The sequence below is a fragment of the Parapedobacter tibetensis genome (assembly GCF_024704835.1).
GTDB classification, from domain to species: Bacteria; Bacteroidota; Bacteroidia; order Sphingobacteriales; family Sphingobacteriaceae; genus Parapedobacter; species Parapedobacter tibetensis.
Genome location: NZ_JAMXBE010000003.1, coordinates 151,622 through 173,814, shown reverse-complemented (window position 1 = coordinate 173,814; position 22,193 = coordinate 151,622). Strand labels below are relative to the sequence as shown.

Annotated in this window: 19 protein-coding genes and 1 pseudogene; all 20 read left to right on the top strand. The window is 47.3% G+C overall.

The window, feature by feature from the left end; translation table 11 throughout:
* Nucleotides 1-11: 11 nt before the first annotated feature.
* Complete coding sequence (locus NF543_RS05690; RefSeq protein ID WP_257667146.1) at nucleotides 12-4,127, top strand: DUF5977 domain-containing protein; 4,116 nt, start codon at nucleotides 12-14, stop codon at nucleotides 4,125-4,127.
* A gap of 36 nt (nucleotides 4,128-4,163) precedes the next feature.
* Nucleotides 4,164-7,586 carry a DUF6443 domain-containing protein gene (locus tag NF543_RS05685; protein WP_257667145.1) on the top strand — a complete coding sequence of 1,141 codons (3,423 nt, stop codon included), beginning with the start codon at nucleotides 4,164-4,166 and terminating at the stop codon, nucleotides 7,584-7,586.
* A 3-nt stretch (nucleotides 7,587-7,589) separates the two neighbouring features.
* The gene (locus NF543_RS05680) at nucleotides 7,590-7,817 is read left to right on the top strand and encodes a hypothetical protein (RefSeq protein WP_257667144.1); all 228 of its coding nucleotides are present in this window, start codon (nucleotides 7,590-7,592) and stop codon (nucleotides 7,815-7,817) included.
* Complete coding sequence (locus tag NF543_RS05675; RefSeq protein ID WP_257667143.1) at nucleotides 7,810-8,385, top strand: guanyl-specific ribonuclease; 576 nt, start codon at nucleotides 7,810-7,812, stop codon at nucleotides 8,383-8,385. The genes NF543_RS05680 and NF543_RS05675 overlap by 8 nt, the downstream gene beginning before the upstream one ends.
* 13 nt (nucleotides 8,386-8,398) lie before the next feature.
* Entirely contained in the window at nucleotides 8,399-8,773 is a 375-nt protein-coding gene (locus NF543_RS05670; RefSeq protein ID WP_257667142.1) for a barstar family protein, read from the top strand.
* On the top strand, nucleotides 8,770-9,093 hold the full coding sequence (locus NF543_RS05665) for a hypothetical protein (protein ID WP_257667141.1): 324 nt from the start codon (nucleotides 8,770-8,772) through the stop codon (nucleotides 9,091-9,093). The genes NF543_RS05670 and NF543_RS05665 overlap by 4 nt, the downstream gene beginning before the upstream one ends.
* Nucleotides 9,094-9,277: 184 nt before the next feature.
* On the top strand, nucleotides 9,278-9,751 hold the full coding sequence (locus NF543_RS05660) for a hypothetical protein (RefSeq protein ID WP_257667140.1): 474 nt from the start codon (nucleotides 9,278-9,280) through the stop codon (nucleotides 9,749-9,751).
* 229 nt (nucleotides 9,752-9,980) lie between these two features.
* The gene (locus tag NF543_RS05655; protein ID WP_257667139.1) at nucleotides 9,981-10,172 is read left to right on the top strand and encodes a hypothetical protein; all 192 of its coding nucleotides are present in this window, start codon (nucleotides 9,981-9,983) and stop codon (nucleotides 10,170-10,172) included.
* Nucleotides 10,173-10,740: 568 nt separating this feature from the next.
* Nucleotides 10,741-11,073, top strand: a pseudogene (locus tag NF543_RS05650) (RHS repeat-associated core domain-containing protein); the annotation flags it as partial.
* A 799-nt stretch (nucleotides 11,074-11,872) separates the two neighbouring features.
* Nucleotides 11,873-12,025, top strand: a complete 153-nt coding sequence (locus NF543_RS05645; protein ID WP_257667138.1) for a hypothetical protein — start codon at nucleotides 11,873-11,875, stop codon at nucleotides 12,023-12,025.
* A 288-nt stretch (nucleotides 12,026-12,313) separates the two neighbouring features.
* Nucleotides 12,314-12,751: a prepilin-type N-terminal cleavage/methylation domain-containing protein gene (locus NF543_RS05640; RefSeq protein WP_257667137.1), complete on the top strand. Its 438-nt coding sequence runs from the start codon at nucleotides 12,314-12,316 to the stop codon at nucleotides 12,749-12,751.
* A gap of 5 nt (nucleotides 12,752-12,756) precedes the next feature.
* The gene (locus tag NF543_RS05635; protein WP_257667136.1) at nucleotides 12,757-13,266 is read left to right on the top strand and encodes a hypothetical protein; all 510 of its coding nucleotides are present in this window, start codon (nucleotides 12,757-12,759) and stop codon (nucleotides 13,264-13,266) included.
* A gap of 18 nt (nucleotides 13,267-13,284) precedes the next feature.
* Nucleotides 13,285-14,706: a GspE/PulE family protein gene (locus NF543_RS05630; RefSeq protein ID WP_257667135.1), complete on the top strand. Its 1,422-nt coding sequence runs from the start codon at nucleotides 13,285-13,287 to the stop codon at nucleotides 14,704-14,706.
* A gap of 414 nt (nucleotides 14,707-15,120) precedes the next feature.
* Nucleotides 15,121-15,855, top strand: coding sequence for a hypothetical protein (locus NF543_RS05625; protein WP_257667134.1), 735 nt, complete (start codon nucleotides 15,121-15,123; stop codon nucleotides 15,853-15,855).
* A 7-nt stretch (nucleotides 15,856-15,862) separates the two neighbouring features.
* Nucleotides 15,863-16,783: a hypothetical protein gene (locus NF543_RS05620; protein WP_257667133.1), complete on the top strand. Its 921-nt coding sequence runs from the start codon at nucleotides 15,863-15,865 to the stop codon at nucleotides 16,781-16,783.
* A 171-nt stretch (nucleotides 16,784-16,954) separates the two neighbouring features.
* Nucleotides 16,955-18,913, top strand: a complete 1,959-nt coding sequence (locus NF543_RS05615; protein ID WP_257667132.1) for a type II secretion system protein GspD — start codon at nucleotides 16,955-16,957, stop codon at nucleotides 18,911-18,913.
* An 18-nt stretch (nucleotides 18,914-18,931) separates the two neighbouring features.
* Nucleotides 18,932-20,155 (top strand): hypothetical protein, encoded by a 1,224-nt coding sequence (locus NF543_RS05610; protein WP_257667131.1) that lies wholly within the window; start codon nucleotides 18,932-18,934, stop codon nucleotides 20,153-20,155.
* Nucleotides 20,152-20,691 (top strand): hypothetical protein, encoded by a 540-nt coding sequence (locus NF543_RS05605; protein ID WP_257667130.1) that lies wholly within the window; start codon nucleotides 20,152-20,154, stop codon nucleotides 20,689-20,691. Before NF543_RS05610 ends, NF543_RS05605 begins: the two co-directional genes overlap by 4 nt.
* Nucleotides 20,692-20,696: 5 nt before the next feature.
* The gene (locus tag NF543_RS05600; RefSeq protein ID WP_257667129.1) at nucleotides 20,697-21,683 is read left to right on the top strand and encodes a fibronectin type III domain-containing protein; all 987 of its coding nucleotides are present in this window, start codon (nucleotides 20,697-20,699) and stop codon (nucleotides 21,681-21,683) included.
* A gap of 9 nt (nucleotides 21,684-21,692) precedes the next feature.
* On the top strand, nucleotides 21,693-22,172 hold the full coding sequence (locus NF543_RS05595) for a hypothetical protein (protein WP_257667128.1): 480 nt from the start codon (nucleotides 21,693-21,695) through the stop codon (nucleotides 22,170-22,172).
* The last annotated feature ends 21 nt before the right edge of the window (nucleotides 22,173-22,193 follow it).

Genomic DNA, 22,193 nt, shown 5'->3' with positions numbered 1-22,193 from the left:
GTATGATATTCATGAAAAATTGGACAATAAATTGGATCATGGTGATGCTGTATATGATCACGACGCAAGTGCTTTACAGCCAAATCCCGACTAAACCCCTTAGTGCCCCCAGTCCAAATGCGGCCTCATTGGGATTATATGGGGAATACCCAGTGTCATACTTTACAGGAGTGCCGACCATAAATATCCCGCTCCATGTTCTCTCATCTGGTGATGTCTCCCTGCCCATTTCACTTGATTACCATGCGTCGGGGGTCCGGCCAGACTTACATCCGGGATGGGTGGGTCTGGGGTGGAATCTTTTTGCTGGCGGGGCGATAACAAGGAAACCACATGACTTGGTTGACGAATATAACCACACTCACACACACATGGGGATAAATGCCGGGTTTTATTTTAACCACGCTGTGCTCAATGTGTCAAATTGGAGCTCTTTGACATATATGAATACCATTCTAAATGGCGGGCAAGCAAACTCTCCGTTCCATAAGGATACCGAGCCCGATGAGTTCTCCTTTTCTGTCGCTGGAATGCAGGGGGCCTTCTACATGGGGCATGACGGGCAATGGAAGGTGAGAAGCGAACGCCCGCTTAAAGTAGAATTTGACGGGGTTTTTCTTCCGGTGCCTTTCAGTCCACCCATGGGTTCAGCATGGATAAATCTAGGCGGTTATATAAAGTCGTTTTCGGGTTTTACCATCACGGATGAACATGGGGTGCGCTACATATTCGGGGGTACTACCGATGCAATCGAGTATAGCATCGGGTTCTTTAATCAGAACGATGGACAGTGGACCGCTGATACTTGGTATCTCACCAAAATCATATATCCATTAGGTGAAGAGGTTTCCTTTGTTTATGAACGCGACGATTTTATAAATCAGATGTCTATTTCTCTGGAGTATGTTGAGTCTGTCACATTAGTGGTTAACCAAACTACTAACTATTGCAACGAGGACGCCCATAATACGATATTGAATGCCGAGGGCACGCTTGTTTCACCTGTCTATCTTTCTTCAATCACCTGCAAGAACGAGGTCATCCGTTTTGTACGTTCGACGACCTCCGAACTGCGGTATTCCACGGCTATATTCGATTATCATCACGCACGATTTTTTAACGAAGGAAACTACTTGCGGTTTCTTCCCTTCCTTGAGCTTCCAGATGAAATCGATCCCTATCCGGCCAGTTTAACGAGGCTTCAGTGGAAGCAACTGGATCAAATACGCATAGAAGTGGATGGACAATTTAAAAAGGCGTTTGACTTCACGTACAGTTCTAATTCTTCCCAGCGTCTCACCTTATTGTCAATTCAGGAAATGGGCGGAGACAACGGTTCACAGCCACCCTATGCGTTTTGCTACGATACATCCGTGCCGTTACCTCAGTATTTAGCTCATAGAAATGATCATTGGGGCTTTTACAGTGGAAGACTTGGTAATATAGCAAATGCTGCGACTTATCACGATTCCAGACAACCCACCGCGACATACCTCAGGGCTGGCTCGCTTCGACGGATTGCTTATCCTACTGGTGGAGTGACGGACTTCGTCTTCGAGCCACACTATTATCGTTCAAAAGTTCCTGCAATACGATGGCAGTCATTGATTCAGTTGTCGTCTAACACTTTAGCGGGGGGGCTACGTATACGGAAGATTATCAGCTATGATCCACAAAAGCCGAACGAAAAAGTGGAGAAAGAATACTTTTATGTGAGAAACTATACGAATACGGCCAATATACACCTGTTACCTTCAAGTGGTATATTGGGAGGAGAGAGCCAATACTATTTTTTGGATTATCAGGTAAAATCAGCCGATGGGGGAAGTACTTATTCGAAGAGGGTGTTTTCAGTTCAATCTGCGCTACCGGCAAGCCTGAATAGCCATGGCACACATATTGGATATTCGCACGTCGTTGAGCGGCTTGGTGATGGATCGTATTCCATATACGATTTCAGTAATTTTGACAGTTCAGGCTATCAGGACCAATCCCCTTTGAATGTACTGCATGCTTCATATACACCTTATTCCCCCTATCGATCGCGGACAAGCCATCGGGGCAAGTTGATTGATGAGAGACATTATAGTACATTGGATAAGCTTTTAAAGAGAAGGACGGTTTCATACATTGCCTTGAACGAAGTAAATGAACAGATTCGGTCGTTAAAGATAAATGTCAAAAGAATCTGTGCCAGCTTCCCAATCAATAGCGCGGAGGGTTCAGCATATGTGCACTATACGTATGCATTCTTGCCATCGAGCGAAACGTTGTATGATTATGAACAAAACAGTGCCAATGCCACGATAGTCACCAAAAACTATACCTATGATAACACCCATCGGCTGTTGAAACAGGAAACCACTACGGATAGCCGAGGGCGGACAACGCAGGTGAACTACCGGTATGTTTTTGATGTGCATACCAATTACAACAACATGTACAGTGATGCACAGTTCTATCCTTATTCATACTTGATCCGCAACCATAATATCGCTACACCTGTCGAAGTGGTCCAAACATTGGTTGAAGGTGGAACGGAGCGGATTACGAATGTTTCGACAGTAACGCATAAAGGAGAGAAGTTATATGAGTATCCCTCGTTTCATTGGCGAACGGTACCTCACACAGCCCATGAATTGGATGTTTTACTGCCAGTCGCTACATCCAGTTATTCTCCATTTTCGGTGACCCGAACGGGAAGCACAGAAGTACATAACATGGATACGGATTTATTAAAAGTGCTAGAATACGAATTTGCCCCATCAAGGACCTATAATACTACTAAACTAGTTGGAATAATCGACGCGTCCGGCAAAGCAAATTCAACCATCTATGGCCAATTCATGAAATATCCCATTGCGCAGGTATCGGGAGCCCATTTCCTAGAATGCGCGTATTCAAGTTTCGAGACGAATTCGAATGATGGTGACTGGCGAGGGGGAGGAGGCCAGATACCCCTCCGATACAGCGATCAAGATGCACCCGTAGGATCCTTTTGTACAAACAATGCCGGTACGTCTGGGTATATTACCACTTATGATAAGCAATTGTCAGCCGGAAAAACCTACGTGCTCACATTTTGGGAGAAAGGGGGGGGCGTGAGTATCCGAAACAGCGGGGCCGTTGTAGTGAGCAATACGATTTTGCTGACAAAAGGTGCATGGCAACAACGGGAAATCCGGTGCCGGAATGTTTCCGGAAACTTGGAAATTACCCCTACTGGATATATCGATGATCTCCGTTTATATCCGTTGGGGTCTCTTATGGAAAGTTATACCTATAATCAATTGGGTTCGCTGACAGCTTCCACGGACAGCCGTGGTGCCACCACATATTATGATTATGACGAGTTCAATCGGCTTCGGTTTGCAAAAGACTATGTTGGCAATGTGATACAGGCATTCGGCTACAATTATAGGAGTGGCGGAGTGGATTGTGGCGGTACCATTTTCATAAATGCTGAGCGGACCCAGGCTTTTGCTAAAAATGATTGCGTAACAGGGTACCAAGGCAGCCAGGTTGCCTATACGGTGCATGCCGGCAAATATTCGTCGACCATATCGCAAGCTGCTGCCAATCAACTGGCCCAGGACGAGATCAATTCAGCCGGACAGGCTTTTGCCAATCAGAACGGAACTTGTGTAAGCACTTCTCCACGTAGCATTTACAATTCTGAACGTCGAACTGTTGAGCCATGCGGCAGCTTTCCTGGGATATCGCTGTTGGTTTGGATTGCTGACGATAAAGTGCCGCTCTTGGCCATGAGCGGCAATCAAGGCGTCATATTATATGCGGACGTAACAGGAGATCAGCGGGTACTTCCCGGATGGTATAGTAATTTATACAGCAGTTTACAGGACGGGGGCATGCAGCGCATGTATGAAGTCGGCGCGGGAGGGGAGGTCCTTGGCTATGTGCTTTGCGCTTCGGGGTCTGGGCCATTGAGTGTACCCGATCCCGTGGAGGAAGAAATTCTAGTATTGGAAGATGATCCAAGTGGACATTTGATGGTTGCTTCATGGAAAAGCAGTCATTTCGAATACGACGGTTTCGGACGATTCAAGACTGCCAAGAACCTGAACGGCCATATAGTGGAAGAATATAAGTACAATTACCGTCCATAGAAACCGACAGCCATGAATATTCAAGATATGAAAACTATGAGATACCCGATAATCGCACTGCTTTTTGTATGCCTTTCAATAACGGCCAGCGGGCAGCTGGTGCTGAATAAACCCGGCGCCACGGGTCAGTACTCGGCGCCTACGACGGTGACACTCAGTCCGGGCTTTACGAGCACGGGCAATTTCCACGCCTTTATCGCCCCGGCAGCTACGGGACTGGGCAATGCGGCCAGCAACAACCAGAACTACATCCAGAAGACGGTCTATCTGCGCGGCTTCGGGGATACGCCGCCGTCCACGCTCACGGTGGCCGATGCGATGCGTGACATCACGTACTACGATGGCCTCGGCCGGGAGATGCAGGAAGTAGGGGTGAAGGCGTCCGGCGGCACGGGCTACCGCGATGTGGTCGCCCCGATAGCCTATGACGCCTTCGGCCGCCGGGACAAGGACTACCTCCCCTATGGCACGGGCACGGGTGCGGGAGGTGCATTCAAGGCCGGGGCTGTGACGCAGCAGGCCACCTACTACAATGGTCCACCTACGGGGGTGGTTAAAATCGACCCGATATCAGGGACAACCCTCACCCCCTCGTTTGCCCCGCGCAAATACGAACCGTCCCCACTGGACCGCGTGCAGGAGCAGGGTTTCCCGGGCGATGCCTGGCAACTGGGTGCCCGTACATCCACGGGTGGCCGCACAGTGATGGTGGAATACGGCACCAATGACGCGGGCAGCTTCGGCATTTCCGGCAGGCGCGTGGCACTTTACGGGGTCAGCCTCAGCGCACAGGGCACGCCCACGCTGGCACTCGCGTCCAATGCCATCTACAGCGCCGGGGAACTCTACGTGACCATCACCAGGGATGAGAATTGGCTGATCGGTGACGGCCGTAACGGCACGGTGGAGGAGTACATCGATAAGCAGGGAAGGGTGGTATTGAAACGGACCTATGATGCAGGCGCCGTACTGAGCACCTACTATGTCTACGACGACTTCGGCCGCCTGGCGTTCGTGCTCACGCCCGGTGCGGCACCCGACCGGGGTACCCTGCCCGCTGTAGGAACAACCCGCAATACGTGGCTGGCCAACCATGTATACCACTACAGGTACGACGGGCGCGGCCGTCCGGTGGAGAAGCGGGTTCCCGGCAAGGGCAGGGAGTTTTTTGTTTACAACAAGCTGGACCAAATAGTTGCCACGCAGGATAGCGCGCAGCGGATGAAATCACCCCAGCAGTGGGTGGTGACCAAGTATGACGCCCATGGACGGGTGGTACGTACTGGATTTTGGAACCACGGCGCCACTGCGGGCCAGGATTACCGAGGTACGGTACAGACCCAGGTGGATGCGCAGACGGGTAGCAATGCGTGGGAGGAGCGGCCAGGAAATACCTACACGGATCGGTCGTGGCCCACCGGTGGAGTCACGGTACTGACCGAACAGTTCTTCGATGATTATGACGTGGCAGGGCTGCCCGGGAGCTACGATAAGTCCGGGGAATACAGCAAACTGACAAAAGGCCTTCCCACGGTCTCCCGGGTGAACGTGTTGGGCACCGGCCAATACCTTTGGACCGCGGTGTACTACGATGATCGCGGAAACATGGTACGGGAGATCGGCCAGCACTACAAAGGCGGGAGCTCCGGTTACACTGCCAATAACTATGATGACCTTGCCACGGAGTACAGCTTCACAGGGCAGGTATTGACCAGTACGCGGCGGCACTACGCTTCCGGCAGCCTATCGGCTACGGTAAGAACGGAACACACCCATGACCACCGGGGCCGTCCGCTGGATACATGGAAGACTCTGAACACGGGTACGCGCACGCTCATCGCCCGCAACGGTTACAATGACATCGGGCAGCTGCGCACGAAAAGCCTGCACAGTACGGACGGGACATCGTTCGGCGAAACGGTGACCTATGCCTACAATCCCCGGGGTTGGCTCAGCGAAAGTGTTTCCACGAAGTTCAGGCAATACCTGAAGTACAATGAAAGCATCACCGGCGTGGTGCGGCAGTTCAACGGCAACATCAGCCGGCAGGAGTGGCAGCATCTCGGACAGGGTACACAGTACTATAACTACACCTATGATAAGCTGAACCGCCTGGCGACAGGTTCCGGCAGCGGCAGCCGGAGTGAAAATCCGGAATACGATCCAATGGGTAACATCCAGCGGCTCACCCGGGATGGCTCGGCCATGGATTACGAGTACCTTCCGTTGGGCAGCAGCCGCCTGAACCGGATCACAGGAGTGGGTACGGCGTACACGTATGACGGCAACGGCAACATGACACGGGATGGACGGTTGAACCGCACGATTGCCTACAATGAGCTGAACCTGCCGAAAACGGTCAGCGGTACGAATCCTGCCACCTATACGTACGATGCCACGGGCAGGAAACTGCGTTCGGTGACCGGGAGCATCACCACGGACTATATCAATGGGGTCGAGTGGGAGGGCACCACGCTGAGCCTTATCCACACGGAGGAAGGACGGATCCTCCCGACCGGTAAATACGATTACGTGCTGAAGGACCATCTTGGCAACGCGCGGAGCGGTTTTGCTTCCGATGCGCTTACCACGGTCAACCTGCGTACGGACTATTACCCGTTCGGCTTGCAGCATCCCACGGGCAATGTTGTCCCCGCGACAAAAAACCGTTACCTTTACAATGGCAAGGAACAGCAGGACGTAACGGGTTATTACGACTACGGCGCGAGGCTGTATGACCCGGTGATCGGACGGTGGGGAGTGGTGGATCCGCTGGCGGAGGACTTCGACGATGTGTCTCCTTACAATTATGCACTGAATAATCCATTACGGTATATAGACCCGGATGGAATGTCGGCAAGTGACACGACTTTTCACTTGCCCCCGGGTGACGAAATACCGGCTGGTGCAAAACCGGGCGATATTATCGTAATGGAAGGAGAGGGCGGCACCAATACTTCTACTTCGTTATTGCCAACGGCATCTGTGACGGGAAGACAAACCGTTTCCATGAGTTTGGCGGGATCAAACATTTCGCCATATTCGGGACCCTTGGGTTTGGTAAGATATATTCTGACTGGGGGTGAGGAAGGTGGTTACCGATATGATATCAATGGAAGGAACCTTGGCCCGCTTCCTACGATGGGATATCCCATGGATATTGGCAGGGGAAATCCTGCGTCAATTGGTAAGGTTATCAAAGCCGCTAAGGGGAGTAAGTGGACATATGGTAGCTTTAAATCATCTACGAAATGGGCTAATCAACTTACTAAAAGAGGATGGACAGAAAAACAAATAGGTGAGGCGATTTCTAAAGGAAAACAGTTCAAAGCAATGAATAATGTAAATAAAGCAAATGGGGCAACTCGTTATGTTCATCCTAAAACAGGTCAATCAGTAGTAACGGATAATGTTACGAATGAACTTCTACACGTAGGAGGTCCGGGGTTCAAGTATTAAATAATGAAAAAAACAATATACATACAGCTTTTAGGAGAAGGAACGATTGTTTATCGACCTGTTCCAGCTATCGAAATAGGTGAAAATATCTTTCAACTTAAGGGAGAAGAAATTTATGATCCTGATGATGAAGAATGGGAGTTTCTTCCAGGTACTAAAGTCAGAGTAGAGCAGAAAGAACTGGAAGGAGAAAATGTTTTAGTAGCTATTGGCAAAAAAGATAATGAGTGAAGTTCTAAAATATAGGATGCCTTGGTTGATAAAAATACTTCTCAGCCTAATCTCCATTTTCATTTTCCAATTTACTATCGTAGTTGCTTTTGCAAACTTTACAAATTCAGGGCTTGATCCTCATAGTCCTACTTCTTATTCTTATACCTATGATGAAATCGAAAGTTCGGTTTGGGCAGAAGCTGGTTTTACTGGTGGGTTAGGTCGAATACTTTCAAAAGACAAGACCGGGTCAGAGTGTGAAGTTTTAGCAGATGTTGTAAGTGTTGCCGCTAAGGGGGCAGGTCAGTTATCAACACGCTTTGTTTCAACCTCTAAAGGGTTAACAGATTTACAACCAACATTAAATAGAATTGCATCAGGAGGCAAGTTCCCGCACCGCAATGATGGCTCCATTTTCAAAAATTTAGAAGGACTACTACCGAAACAGAACTCAGGATTTTATCGAGAATTTGTTCACCCTACTCCTGGAGTTACGGGACCGGGACCAATGAGAATTGTAACAGGTCAAAATGGGCAGATGTGGTTTACTCCAGACCATTACAAAACATTTATTCCAATCAGATAAAATCATTTCAATTATGGTACACTTCAAATTCATAGAAGATATAAATTCTTATCAGCCAATCCAATCATTCATAGCGGAGGTAGATTCCAATGTAAGGACTAAGGGGGAGTTGTTAAATGAACTATATAATAAACTGCAACTACCAGATTACTTTAGCTTTAATTGGGATGCTTTATCTGACTGTTTAAGGGATTTTCATTGGATGCAGAACAAGGGAATTGTTTTGATACATACTGTAATACCTCATATTGAAGAAAATGACTTGAAAATTTATTTGGAAATACTAAATGATGCTGTCCAAGATTGGCAAACAGATGAGAACCATTATTTAGAAGTCATATTTCCAAAATCTTCAGAGGATGCTTTAAAAGCATTAGTAAGTATATGAAAGAATTATTTAATATAGAAAAGTTGATAGCGAGAATACTGTGTATTCTTATTACCTTATTGCTTTCTGTATTATTTGTAACTCCTATTTCAGCAAATCCAATCGACTGCGAACAGACGTGTCGTAGCTATTCTTTCATTAACACGAAAACTGCAAAGAAAACAAGCTTTGAGGTTACTGAAAATGGTCTAGCAAATTGTTGTCAAAATAAGCAGGATTTAGTAGATTATAGAAACTGGGGTGTAGGTATTGAAGCGGGTGCCGCTAAGGCGGGTAAAAAGTTTAGATGCTACAAGAAAAGTCCATGGTACATTACCTAAAATAAAAGATTTAGGTAGGTATTCTAAAGAGGAATTGCAAATTCTCCATCAGGAACTTAAACAAAGTGTTCAACAAAGGATAAAGGTTACTTCTCGAATGGGACGAGATAGAGCTCATGGGCAAAGACAAGGGGCAGAACAAGATTTGATAAAGGCAATCGAAAAACACCTTCAAAACAGATAAATGAAATCGGTAGAGGAAATACAGATAATGTTAGTTAACGAGCTTTGGAGTTGCTTGGATAAGATTAAATCCATGAAATCGGGAGTAGACCATTATAATGAGATACTTGGTGACACATCATTTCTCTTGGCAGGTTTATTAGGTGCTCTTCTGAAGTTAAGAGATGATTGGGACTCAAAGAAATGGCTTGATGATAGTTTATTAACAGTTGTTGAGTTGGATAAAAATAAGTTGTCAATATGGGGTGTAATAATTTGGGGAATAGAGAATACCACGGAACAATGGACTGACCCGTTTTATTTTGTAATTGAGTTGGGTAATAGCGAATCAGACTTCAATGAATATACCTTTTTATTGGGTGATTTAAACAAAACCGAAATATCATATGAGGAATTTAGAATGAATCGCAATTATTGGAAACAAACTGAAAGAGATTGGAAATATATTATTAATCAGAAAAGTCAAATGATGTAAGAAAAGCCGCTAGGGGGGTAGCGAAGTTTTTAAAAGCACCTCCGGGAAACTTAACGAAGTTAAAAGGTGGGCAAGGTTGGAGAGATAAACAAGGAAATATTTGGAAGAAGGATATGAAACACAAAGATCATTGGGATGTTACTGACCCGAAAACAGGGAAAAAAGTTAAAGAAGTAGATTTCGACGGCAATCAAATTTGGCCAGATGGGCCCAAAAATAAAAACAAGTGATGAAAAAAATAGAACATCCATACAAAGAATATGAACAAACCCAACTTTGGGAGTTAATTGATAAGGCTATAGATGATTTGATACAAAACCAAGATATAGAATTAACTACCAGAAAAGAATATGTAGTTGGGTATTTATGTAAAAACATTAAAATTGGAGTCGAAAGAGGGGGAAAGCCGCTGAGAGGGTAAGTCAACGGAAAACATGCAGAAGTTAGGTTTGCCTTTCAGAATGGTTCAAGTGTTCTTTACAATCCATCAGATGCAGGACAATATGTATGGGGCGCTTGGATGAGAGCAAATGGTTTTACGTTGCCCCAAGTAATAATAGGGTCTAATTTAAATGAATGGAAAACAGGAGGTGATTCTAAGGGGGATCAGAAAGCCATTAAAGCTGGTTATCGAAATATGGATAAATGGATGAGGTTCTAATGTTATGAAAAAAATAGCTCCACCAACAATTGGAAGCGTTTTGATATTGGTAATGTATGTATTGCATCAAAGATTCTATTTTGACGCCCATTCGTTATCTGTAGAATGTTTTAGAAAAGCAAACGGGATGTATAACAACGGATTAGGTATGCCAGTTTTCGTTGTTCTCGTATTTGCGGCCATTTTTACCGCCTATACTTACCGTAAAGAAATAAGGAGGAGAATTATTGACTATCTTTTGATCGCCCCCATCACTTTCCATTTTTTATATTTTATTTTCGGTTTGATAAGAAATATTTTGATATAATCATATAGTTACGACTACGGGGCGAGGTTCTATGATCCGGTTATTGGACGTTTCGGTAGTGTGGATCCGCTGGCGAATACCTATTATTCTTATTCTCCATATAATTATGCAGCGAATAACCCTATTCGTTTTATCGATCCTGATGGGAGGTATTTCAAAGAGTATGATGATGATGAAGCTTATTATGCGGAAAATCCAAATGGAAAGCTGGATGGTAGCGACGGACATTGGCTGACATCAGATAGGGAGAATAATACATCGGTTTGGGGTAAGGCTGATGAAACCAATATTCAAAGGGGTGACGGTTTTAAGGAGTACGAGAATCTAGATCAAAGAGCAGATTTCTACAGATGATTTCAGGATGGAACTTCTAGTAGAGGATTTGAAACTCAATGGTCAGGTGCAGCGGCCGCTACTGTTGATAAGCTAGAGATGTTATTGTGGGGAGTTACTGGGTTTTTTGATTATTCAAATTCTGAAATAAGGGGCTTCGTGAATTCAGGAAACAAATTGATCATGGATGATGTTTGGAGTGGCCTGCAGTCATTGTATAATGGGCCTGCTTTAAAAGGGAATGCTGCAAAGTCTTGGGATAGTAATCAGCTTTATAATGAACAGATTGTAATAAATGATCTTTATTAGGGGTTGAGTAATAAATCTCTTAGTATACTCGAAGACTCAATAAAGAAGAAATGGAATGCACCAGCCTCTAAAATAAGCACTGATCCTACGTTTAAGGGATCACTTCTTAATACTAATGACCGATATAAATATGGGATGAAACTAATGGGCTACTAATATGGTGTTATATAAGGTGAATTTTGTCTTTGCTATCGTTTTATTCATATTGACCGTGACATATAGGAATGAAGCAGTTTATGCCATTGTAAGCAATATCCAACATGCGAAATTGTTCCTGACTATTTGGAACTGGATAATGTTGGTCAGTTTGCTTTTTTCTTCGATTCAAAGCTTGTTTTTTGTATCGAGATATGGAGGGGTATACTATCTTTTAAGTGTGTTGGCAATAGTTCTTTTGTTGTTTACCGCCTTTGGAATGTTTATAATGCCAAGAGGAACTATATAGGGTTAAAATTATAAAGAGATAGAGGTTGATCCCGTTAATGAGTTCAAATTATGGGAGGAATATCTAATGGAATTGCCACTGGGGGCTTCTTTAAAGAATGGCACTTTAGAGTTTGAAATAATAAAGGTGGTGGGTGACTCTTTATTAACGGCAGATAATGAATGGCTTAGATGGAGAGATGACGAGCAATTATTGATAGATTTTTATTTTATCATGTAGGAATCAAAAGAAAGCTCTACGACTATAACGGGAAGTCTGGAGCCTGTCCAGAGCGCAGTCTCTAGAACCCAGTGATTGGAGATGGGGCCCATTGGCGGAGAAATATTCATTGTTGTACGCGGATTCCTATAAAGAATGAAGGAGAATTCCTAAGCATAGCGTGTTGTTAGAATAATTAATTGAGGTCAAGAGGAAACTGAACTTATAACTGATGGCCCAGCAGACAATCTGCAATTCACTTGTAAAAATAGTTTTTTCCCCATAACTTTACGCTATCATTTATTATACATGAACTTAAACACGATGAAAGGACCGCTTACCAAAAGCCTGCAACGTAAACTCAAAGCATTTTCCCTGACTGAAGTACTTGTCGTGCTGGTGATTATCGGCATTATCATCCTGCTGGCGTTGCCCAACTTGATGCCATTGATCACCAAAGCCAAGAGCACAGAAGCCAAAGGCCAGTTGCAACATGTGTACACCCTGCAGAAAAACCAGTTTTATGAACGTTCCACCTATAGCACTGACTTGGCTGATATCGGTTTTGAACAGGAAAAACTGGTGAGCGATGGTGGACAGGCTAATTACCGCATCGAAATGGTGCATGCTGGTACCAACGATTTTGTTGCGCGTGCTACGGCAGTAGTGGATTTCAACGGAAACGGAGCTTACAACGTGTGGGAAATCGACCAGGATAAAAACCTCCGAGAGGTGACCAAAGACTGACAATCATGCTGCTGTGGGTGATGGTTTTGGGTGTACTCGCCGTAGTGGTATGGCAGGATTTCCGGCAACGGACGGTATATGCGTTGGCTTTTCCGCTGTTGGCTGTGTTGGTGATCATTCACGCCATGTGGCTCGGTGTATTTTCGTTTACCACAGTCGCCATTAACTTGGCGATTATTGCCCTGCAACTGGGTCTGCTTAACCTGATCATGTATTGGCGTAGGAAAAAGTGGCTGATGCAGGGGGAACAATTGATGGGCTGGGGTGATATCGCCTTTTTTATCGTGCTGGCCTTATGTTTTTCGACAGTGAATTTTATACTGTTTTATGTAATCAGCCTGCTTATCGTATTGTTGGGTGCGCTATTCGCCAAGGCGATAGGGCACCAAGTGAAATATATTCCCTTGGCAGGGGGGCAAGCAGCCTTGTTGGCCATGGTGCTACTGGCTGACTACACGCAATGGGGTAGGCAATTATTTGTGGATATGGAAATCATGTGGTTAATTTACGGATAGTCAAAAATGGTCTTATAGATGGAAGAGCTACAATTAGACCTCGCTGATTTGAAGCTGGTGAACGCCCAGCAGGCTTGGCATTACCGCATCATACCTCAACGCTTGAATGGTCATGTGCTGTGCTATACCGACCGTGAGACTGGTCAGCAGCAGGTAGTAGAGGAATTGGAAATGCTCATCGGGACGGAAGTAGCCATGGAAACGCTCCCCCAGGCCATCATTACCAAATACCTAAACAAGCACTACCTGCGGGAAGATGTGGACCGGCCAACGACAGCCGGACAATATTTGGGTGGATCAGCCGATTTCTTGTCGGATCTCATCGGCGAGGCAAGACGGCTCAAGAGCAGTGATATCCACCTCGAAGTGTATGAAGATCGCTGCCGCGTGCGTATCCGTATAGATGGCCAGATGATTGAGCGGTATAAGCTGGAAAAAATGGAATATCCGGCGGTCATCAATAAGATCAAGATCTTGTCGGGCTTAGACATTGCCGAGAAGCGGCTGCCTCAGGATGGGCGCATCAATTTTGAAAGCGATCAGCACAAGTTTGATATCCGGGTATCCATCCTCCCCACATTACATGGTGAAAAGGTGGTGCTCCGCCTGCTGAATAACGATGCCACCAATATCTCGTTGGATACGCTTGGTTTCTCGCCATCCGACCTGCAGCATTACCTCGACGGGGTGAAGCGCCCTAACGGCATCGTGCTGATCAGCGGTCCTACGGGATCGGGCAAAACGACCACGCTTTATGCCACGCTAAAGCTGCTGAACAAGGAGACGCGCAATATCCTAACCATCGAAGACCCTATTGAATACACCTTGGAGGGCATCAACCAGGTACAGCTCAAGGAAAGCATTGGCCTCACATTTGCCTCGGCGCTACGTACATTCCTGCGCCAGGATCCGGACATCATTATGGTGGGTGAAATACGGGATGTGGATACGGCGGCCATGGCCATCCGGGCGGCTCTTACCGGTCACCTGGTACTTTCTACCATCCACACCAACTCGGCCTGGGGTACGGTATCGCGGCTCATCGATATGGGCATCCCCCCATTCCTGCTGGCCAATACGCTCAATACCACCATCGCGCAACGGTTGGTGAGGCTACTTTGCCCGGAATGCAAAGAGGAAGCCACCTTCAGCAGTACGCTGTATCCCCGTAATTTTGTGCCTTATAGGCCTATTGATAGCCATTACGTGGCAAAGGGATGCGACAAATGCCACCATACGGGATATCGTGGTCGGGCGGCGGTATATGAAATCATCTCCATAGACCAATTCCTGGCGGATAAAATTAAGCAGAACGAACATGATGTGCAGTTGTATCTACGGGAGCAGGGCATCAAAAGTCTAGCGGAAAATGCGTTTTCGTTATTTGCTGATGGGCGGACCTCCATCGAGGAAATTTATCCGCTGCTGTTTAGTTTTTGATGCACCCCCCTTAATCCCCCCTCGCTAGCCCACAGGCCTATGCACAGGGGGATAGTGTTCGCGGATACAATGTGGAATACGGAACTTCCCCCTTAATCCCCACTCACCAACTCACTGCCCGATGCGCAGGGGGGACAGTGAAAAAAGTCTTTGAAAATCCAAAAGGTATTCCTATAATTACAGTGGATTAAGATATCAGCCTAAACTGTGTGTAAGATTCCTAAAGTAAGGTTTATTCATGGCTGGTTTATTATCCAAGGCCTTATGAGCGCTCCGCCAGTTGTGTCGGATCGATTCATTGGCTGCGTGTGTTGGGAGAAAGTATGGATGTCCATATCAAGTGGGATTTCTGTATCCGTTCCTATGGGATGAAACAATAGTAAGTTAACAAAAAACCAAAATTATATGAACAGCATGATGACCAAAACAAGGGCAGCAGCCATAACGCTGCTCTCCCTGACCCTTACCACGATATGTGTGGCACAAGGTAACTTATTTCCAACTACGGGTAATGCAGGGGTGGGCACCACAAGTCCCGAAACAAAATTGGATGTGCGGGGTGGGCTTTCGGTAGCGGGAGCGAATCCGATCAATGGGCTTAATAATTTTCGCAATTCCATACAGATAAAGTCCCCCAGCCACGGTGCAATTGTTTATAACCCCAACGAAGAAACAGAGTTGATGTTTGGCTTCCATTCCAATGGTAATTTTTATTGGGCCACAGGCAGTGCATACGTGATGCAATTAAGCAAAACGGGCGATGCCAAGATAACTAATTCCCTTGCTGTGGGTGGGACATTGAAACCGGGTGCTATGTTATCCGTCAAAGGAAAGATTGCTGCTCAGGAAGTGGAGGTCACGACAAGTAACTGGCCGGATTATGTATTCGATGAAAACTACGTAGTGCAACCGCTCTCGGAAATTGAAGCGTTCATTCAAAAAAACAAACACTTACCAGGGATTCCAAGTAAGCAAGAAGTAGAAGAAAATGGACTGAATTTGGGTGAAATGAACAGGCTGCTACTGGAAAAGGTGGAGATACTGACCTTGCATTTGATAAAACATGGAAAGGAAAAGGCAGACCTCCAACAGCAATTGGATGCATTGAAAACCGAAATTTCAGACCTGAAACTTTTAATTAATAAATAGTATAAACATGAAACCTACTATCCTTTTATTGGCATTCGTTGCCATTATGACTGCAACCCAAGCACAAACTACCATCCATGGGGCTTATAAAGCGGTGACCATTACCATCGACCAGAATGTACCTTATTCCAAAACCTTGATTTTGCTCCATGAGATATACAACGGGACCAATCTTCTGGCAAACAACTATGCCGTGGGCACCATCATGGCCCAGCGGGGTGCTAGCGGCGCCTACCTGAGGTTAAACGTGGCTCAGATCCATTCTGGGTCGGCCTATAATGCGTTTCGGGCTTCGTTAAGTTCCCACAACACGGACCCCATGACCGCCGCTTGGAAGCTGAAGACCTGTCTATACAATGGAAAGAAGTACATGGCCGTAGATATACCGTATTTAGCCGGACAACATGCCCAAGGTTACCATTTCGTGGGGTGGACGAGCTCCAGCGGGGAGAACCTAAAAACAGTGACCTATGAAGTGAATGGGGTGCCACAGAATCAAGCCCTGCTGAGTGATGTACAGGATTACAATTCCTCCATGATAGCCCAGTATGAGGTAGACCGATTTATCGTGAATGGAAACGTAGGCATCGGTACCAACAATCCCCAAGCCAAGCTGGCTGTCAATGGCAACATCCTGGCCACGGAGGTGAAGGTGAAGACAGATATCTCGGTGCCGGACTATGTGTTCGAACCGGACTACGAGCTAACCCCGCTGTCCGAAGTAGAGGCCTACGTGAAGGAACATAAGCACCTACCGGAAATCCCTTCCGCAGCAGATATCCAACGAGATGGTCTCGATCTCGCAGAGATGAACCTGCTGCTCTTGAAAAAAGTGGAAGAACTAACATTGATTGTGATCGAACAAAATAAAAGATTGAAGGTATTGGAGGGTAATAGGGATGGAAGTATGATTCCTGAACGAAATTAATGGCCAATGACGAAATTCATATCCCCCCTGAGCGGTGACCTGTGTGTCGGCGAGGGGGGTAGGTTCATTGACCAATAATTTTTTTTCGACCTGAATTTCTAAAAAAATGTTTATGTTAGCTACATAATCTCCATAAACAAATTATTGACCATAAACGTAACACCATAGACATTGAGAAAATATTTACTCGTATCGCTAATTTTCATTTCGATAACCTGTATGCTAGCGATATGCCCCGGACGGGGAATCGCCCAGCAGATCGACCGCATTGCCCAGCTTGAACAGCGCCTGAAGGATCTTTCCGTGCAATTGCCCGGCATCAACCAGCAGGTCACATTGTCGGTTTCGGGGGCCTCTGCACAGGAATTTCTAAGGGCACTCGCGGAGGCGGCAGACCTCAACATCAATGTGGATCCCGCCATCGAAACCCGTATCTACAACAATTTTCAGGGGGAGACGGCATTGAATATCTTGTTATTCGTTGCCCAGGAATATGGCCTTGACTTGAGTTTCGTGGGAACCATCATATCCGTTCGCCAACTCAATCCGAATGCATACCGTGTGCCCAAGATCATATCAGCCGATTACGACGCAAACCTCCAACAGCTTACACTGGGCTTGGAAAACGACAGCCTTATAAATGTGGCGCGCGTCATCACGCAGAAAAGTGGCGTCAATGTTATCGTGACCAATGAACTGGCCACCAAGACGGTGACCTTGTATGTGCAAAACATGGAGCTTCCGGCGGCCCTTCGGCAACTAGCCTTCAACAACCAGCTGAAGCTGGCGGAAACGGCGGACGGGGCGTTTGTATTCATGCCCTTGGGTCAGCGGGAGGAAAATTTCATCAACAACGATGCCCAATTGGCCACCCGCAGGGTGCCCATTACCGCATCGATGGATGACGGCATGGGAGGAGGACAAGCTGGAAGCCTGTACATCGATGCCCAACGCACGGAAGAACAGGACATCATGCCGCTGCTCCAAGTGGAGGCTAACAATACCCCCATTGAAGAAGTGATTAAATATGCGGCCGATCAGGTAAACGCCAATTATTTTCTCTTCAGCAGCATACAGGGCGTGGCCACCGCACGCTTGAAGCAAGTGAGTTTCGATGACCTGCTAACGGCTTTATTACGGGGCACAACTTATTCGCATAAAAAGGAAAATGGCATCTACCTGATCGGTGAACGCCGTCTGGAAGGGCTGAGGGAAGTGCGGGTGGTACAGTTGCAGAATAGAGCCATCGATACCATACAGGCCATGATCCCAGCAGAATGGCGTCAAGGTGTGGAAATAAAGGAATTCCGCGAACAGAATACGCTGCTTATTGCTGGCCCATCACCTCAAGTAAATGACATCGCATCCATCATACGCCAATTGGATGTCCGAGTACCGATGGTGCTCATTGAAGTGACCATGCTTGATATCCGTAAAGGCTATAACGTCAAAACGGGTATTTCGGCAGGGGTGTCTGATAGCATACGGACAGGGGGGACGATTTTGCCCGGGATCGACTATACTTTTGGCGCGGCGTCTATCAATGATTTCCTTTCCCGCATCGGTTCGGGATCTTTCAACCTAGGACGGGTAACACCCAATTTCTATGTATCATTGAGCGCACTGGAAGATAATAACAATGTAGAGCTGCGCTCCGTACCCAAATTGGCTACACTCAATGGGCATACCGCCTCCATGAGCATTGGTAGCAAGCGATACTACCGCCTCTCTACGCAGAACGTGATGGGATCGCTTAGCCCACAGACGGTAGTAACCGAACAATATAACGACGTGACTGCCGACATGACCATCGATATCCGACCCGTGGTATCAGGCGATGAGCAAGTGACGCTCAACATCAAGATCGATATTTCCGACTTTACACAGGATACTCCTATTGACGAGCCTCCGCCCACTACCACCAGTAAATTTGAATCCATCATTCGCGTGGGCAATGAAGAAACCGTGGTGCTCGGAGGTATCGAGCGGTTTGAAACGGTCAACAACTCCTCCGGGGTACCAGTACTATCACGCATACCGGGGTTGAAATGGCTATTCAGTAGCCGCAATAAGGGACGGAGCAAAGTGGTGTCCGTGGTATTCATCAAACCGACCATCATTTATCAGTGACCCGATATGTTTGCAGCGATGGCATCATACCTTAAGCATATCCCGCAAGTAGCGGGTGTGGAGCTGTCGCTTGCCGGCGAGCATACGCTGACGGCCAACCTGGTCGTGGTGAAGCGGGTGCGTGCAAAAGTGCATTTCGTAAATGGGGAATATGGACTGACGGATTTCAACGCGATAAAGGGCCATGTGCCTAATGGGGTGCCTGTAGCATTGACCATCAGCGGCAAGGGCATCATTCACCGGACTACGACTAATGGACCATCATCGGATAACGATGCGGACCTCCTGCGGCACGTATTGCCCAATGCCAAGCCCGATGATTTTTACCTCCAGCAAACACCGTTGGAAGGGGGAAAGATGCTATCGGTGGCGCGAAGGAAATTGGTGGATGACATCCTTGCTCAAATCGATACCCAAGGCCTTGTGCTGCTCAGTGTTGGTCTAGGTCCATTTGCCGTGGATTTATTCAAGGATTACCTCTGTAACGCGGATATGGAGTCGCTCACCTTGGGGCGTCACCGGTTTGCCCTTCAGCAAGGGGTCTTCACTGGATATGATTTCCTTCCCCAAGAAGCTACGCCTTGGGCCAAAAGGGTGGATATCGCCAATGAACAGCTGAATGAGCGGCTTGTACCCGCATTTGCGACGGCTTTCCAAACAATAAGCGACCTCTCTTTTGCGCAACTGCCCATTGCCCGTACACTTGCCAAATCTGTGGATTACCGGCAACAGCTGGCGTTCAAGCGTTCGGGCATCGCATTGATGGCGCTGTTTCTCCTGCTTTTGCTGGGCAATGCGCTAAGCTTTATGCATTACACGGAAAAAGTGGCGGACTTTGCGGGAAGTGATGCCTTGACCATCCAACGGGAAATCGATGCTTTGCGGCAGCAAACGGCAGCCCGCGAAGAACTGCTGGGCGGGCTATGGCATGCCGAAACCCCTCGATGGGGCATGGCGTATATGGCCGACCGTATCGCAGATAGCTTGCCCGAGGGCATTATGCTGGATGAACTGGCTGTATATCCGAGGGATGAGGCCATGAGCCGAAGGCAAAGGCGACCGGTACATACACCTTCGGCGATGCGCATCAAAGGCACATGCAAGGATATGCCGCTGTTGAACGGCTGGATCAAGCAGGTGCGGATGCTGGCTTTTTGCCAAGCGGTGGAAATCGAAGAATATGGGTTTGATGGTCGGGGCGGAGTAGGAGCATTTACGTTATATTTGACATTGGAACCATGATGCAACGTTTTGACCGATACGATTGGCGTACCAAAAACCGACTGCTCTGGGGGGTTGCCTTGCTGTTTCTATTGGCTTGCTATCAACTGGCTATCAAGCCAACCCTGCGCTTGCGGGAGGAATACAAAGCGCTAGAAGCCGGTGAGGCCGCGCGGCAAGCCAATTTGCAGGTGTTGGAACAATTGCGGACAAAGGCCAGGCAGGTGGGTGATCGGTTGGTAATAGATGCAACGGATGCCGGTAGGGATACCACCACCTCCGAGCCAGAGCGGATAGCCCTAATGGCACAGTACCATGGAGTGAATGTTCGAAACTTGCCTTCACCCGAAAGGCTAGGAGCGGAGACCCTCCGTATACATTATACGGAATACCAGCTGGAAGGTGCATTCACGGGCTTACTGCAAGTATTGCACGATGTAGAACGGCAACAAAACATCAACTTGTTGAGCGCTTCTTTTGTTAAACAGCCAAACCCGACAAGCCGTGCGCCTGAACTGCTGTTGCAGTTGCGTACAGTGAGGTTGGATAAAAATTGACGAATATGAACACAATACCCGAAAACTACCACATAAACACCAAAGGAATGAGACACGCGATGTTAGTCGCCGGGCTATGTGCTATGTTTTGCCTGGCTGCCTGTTCGGATTTTTTTGAGGAGTCCATTACGGACAGTACACCGGTGCTGCTATCGCCCGGCGAAAATGCGCAAACCAATGTTTACCTGATTCATTTCATGTGGGAACCTTTGGACCATGCTTTGCGATATCGGCTGCAACTGGCTTCGCCTTCGTTTGATTCGGTTAAACTTTTCCATGCGGATAGCACCATGGAAAAGACGGTATTTAGTATCAGTTTGCAACCCGGCGAATACCAGTGGCGGGTGAAGGCCCTTAATGGGAGTAGCGAGACCTCTTATACCACGAGGTCTTTTACCATACACGAAGCCTCATTAAGCACGCAAATGGTATTGCAGACGGCACCAGCCGACAATTTTATCACGAATCAAAACAGCGTGGATATCGGCTGGCAGGGCATCTTCAGTGCGACCAGCTACCGCTTGCAGATCGATACCAACAGCTTTGTAAACGAAGAGGAGTTGGTACTGGAACGGGTGTTGGATGGCGAAACATTTGCCTTTGGCTTGGCGGATGAGGCCCGCTATCAATGGCGGGTACGGGCCGAGAATGACACGGCCCAATCGAGGTGGTCTACCGTGCGGAATTTCACATACGACCGCACACCTCCTCCGGCACCCACATTGAGTGCTCCCGGCAATGACACCCAGGTAAATCGTCCGGTGACCCTGCAATGGGGAAGTAGTGGGGATGCCGTTTCCTATCGGCTTTATGTGTATAAAACTGATTCTACGCTGTACAATGCGCAGTTCCCGCTACGGCTGGAAGCCACATCGCATGTTTTTGATGCCGGAGCAAGGAACGAGCGCATCCTATGGCGAGTGCGGGCATCGGACCGGGCCGGAAATGAAAGTGGCTTTAGCGCATGGCGAAGCTTCATCATCAGGAACTGATAGGGGGTAATGAAGAAAAAATTGACATATCCCTTGCTTGCCGTGGTGCTGGTGCTATGGGGTCTGATTTTTTACCGAATCTTTTCGGGATTATCGGGTAGCGAACCCGTTGATCCGGTGAGCAAGGTGGCGCCCCCAACTGAACCGCAGCGGGAAAAGGTAGAGGACGATAGCTTGCTGCTGAACTATCGCGATCCTTTTTTGGGCAATATGATGGAGGATGCGATTGACTCAGCCGATGAAGAGCTGTATGCCGATGAGTATGTGGAACCTGAACCCTATATCGATTGGTCGATGGTGCAATATTACGGTTCGGTAAACAATACCAAAGATGGAAAGACCGTCGCGCTGGTCAGCATCAATGGGCGTGAGTACATGCTCAAACCGGGGGAAACCGTCGATGGGTATACCCTGTTGAGCAAGACTGGTAATTCCATCATGGTGAGCCACCAAGGACAGGTGGGCACCATCGCGATGCAAGGCCAATAATTAGTGTCTGTCTATAATGTC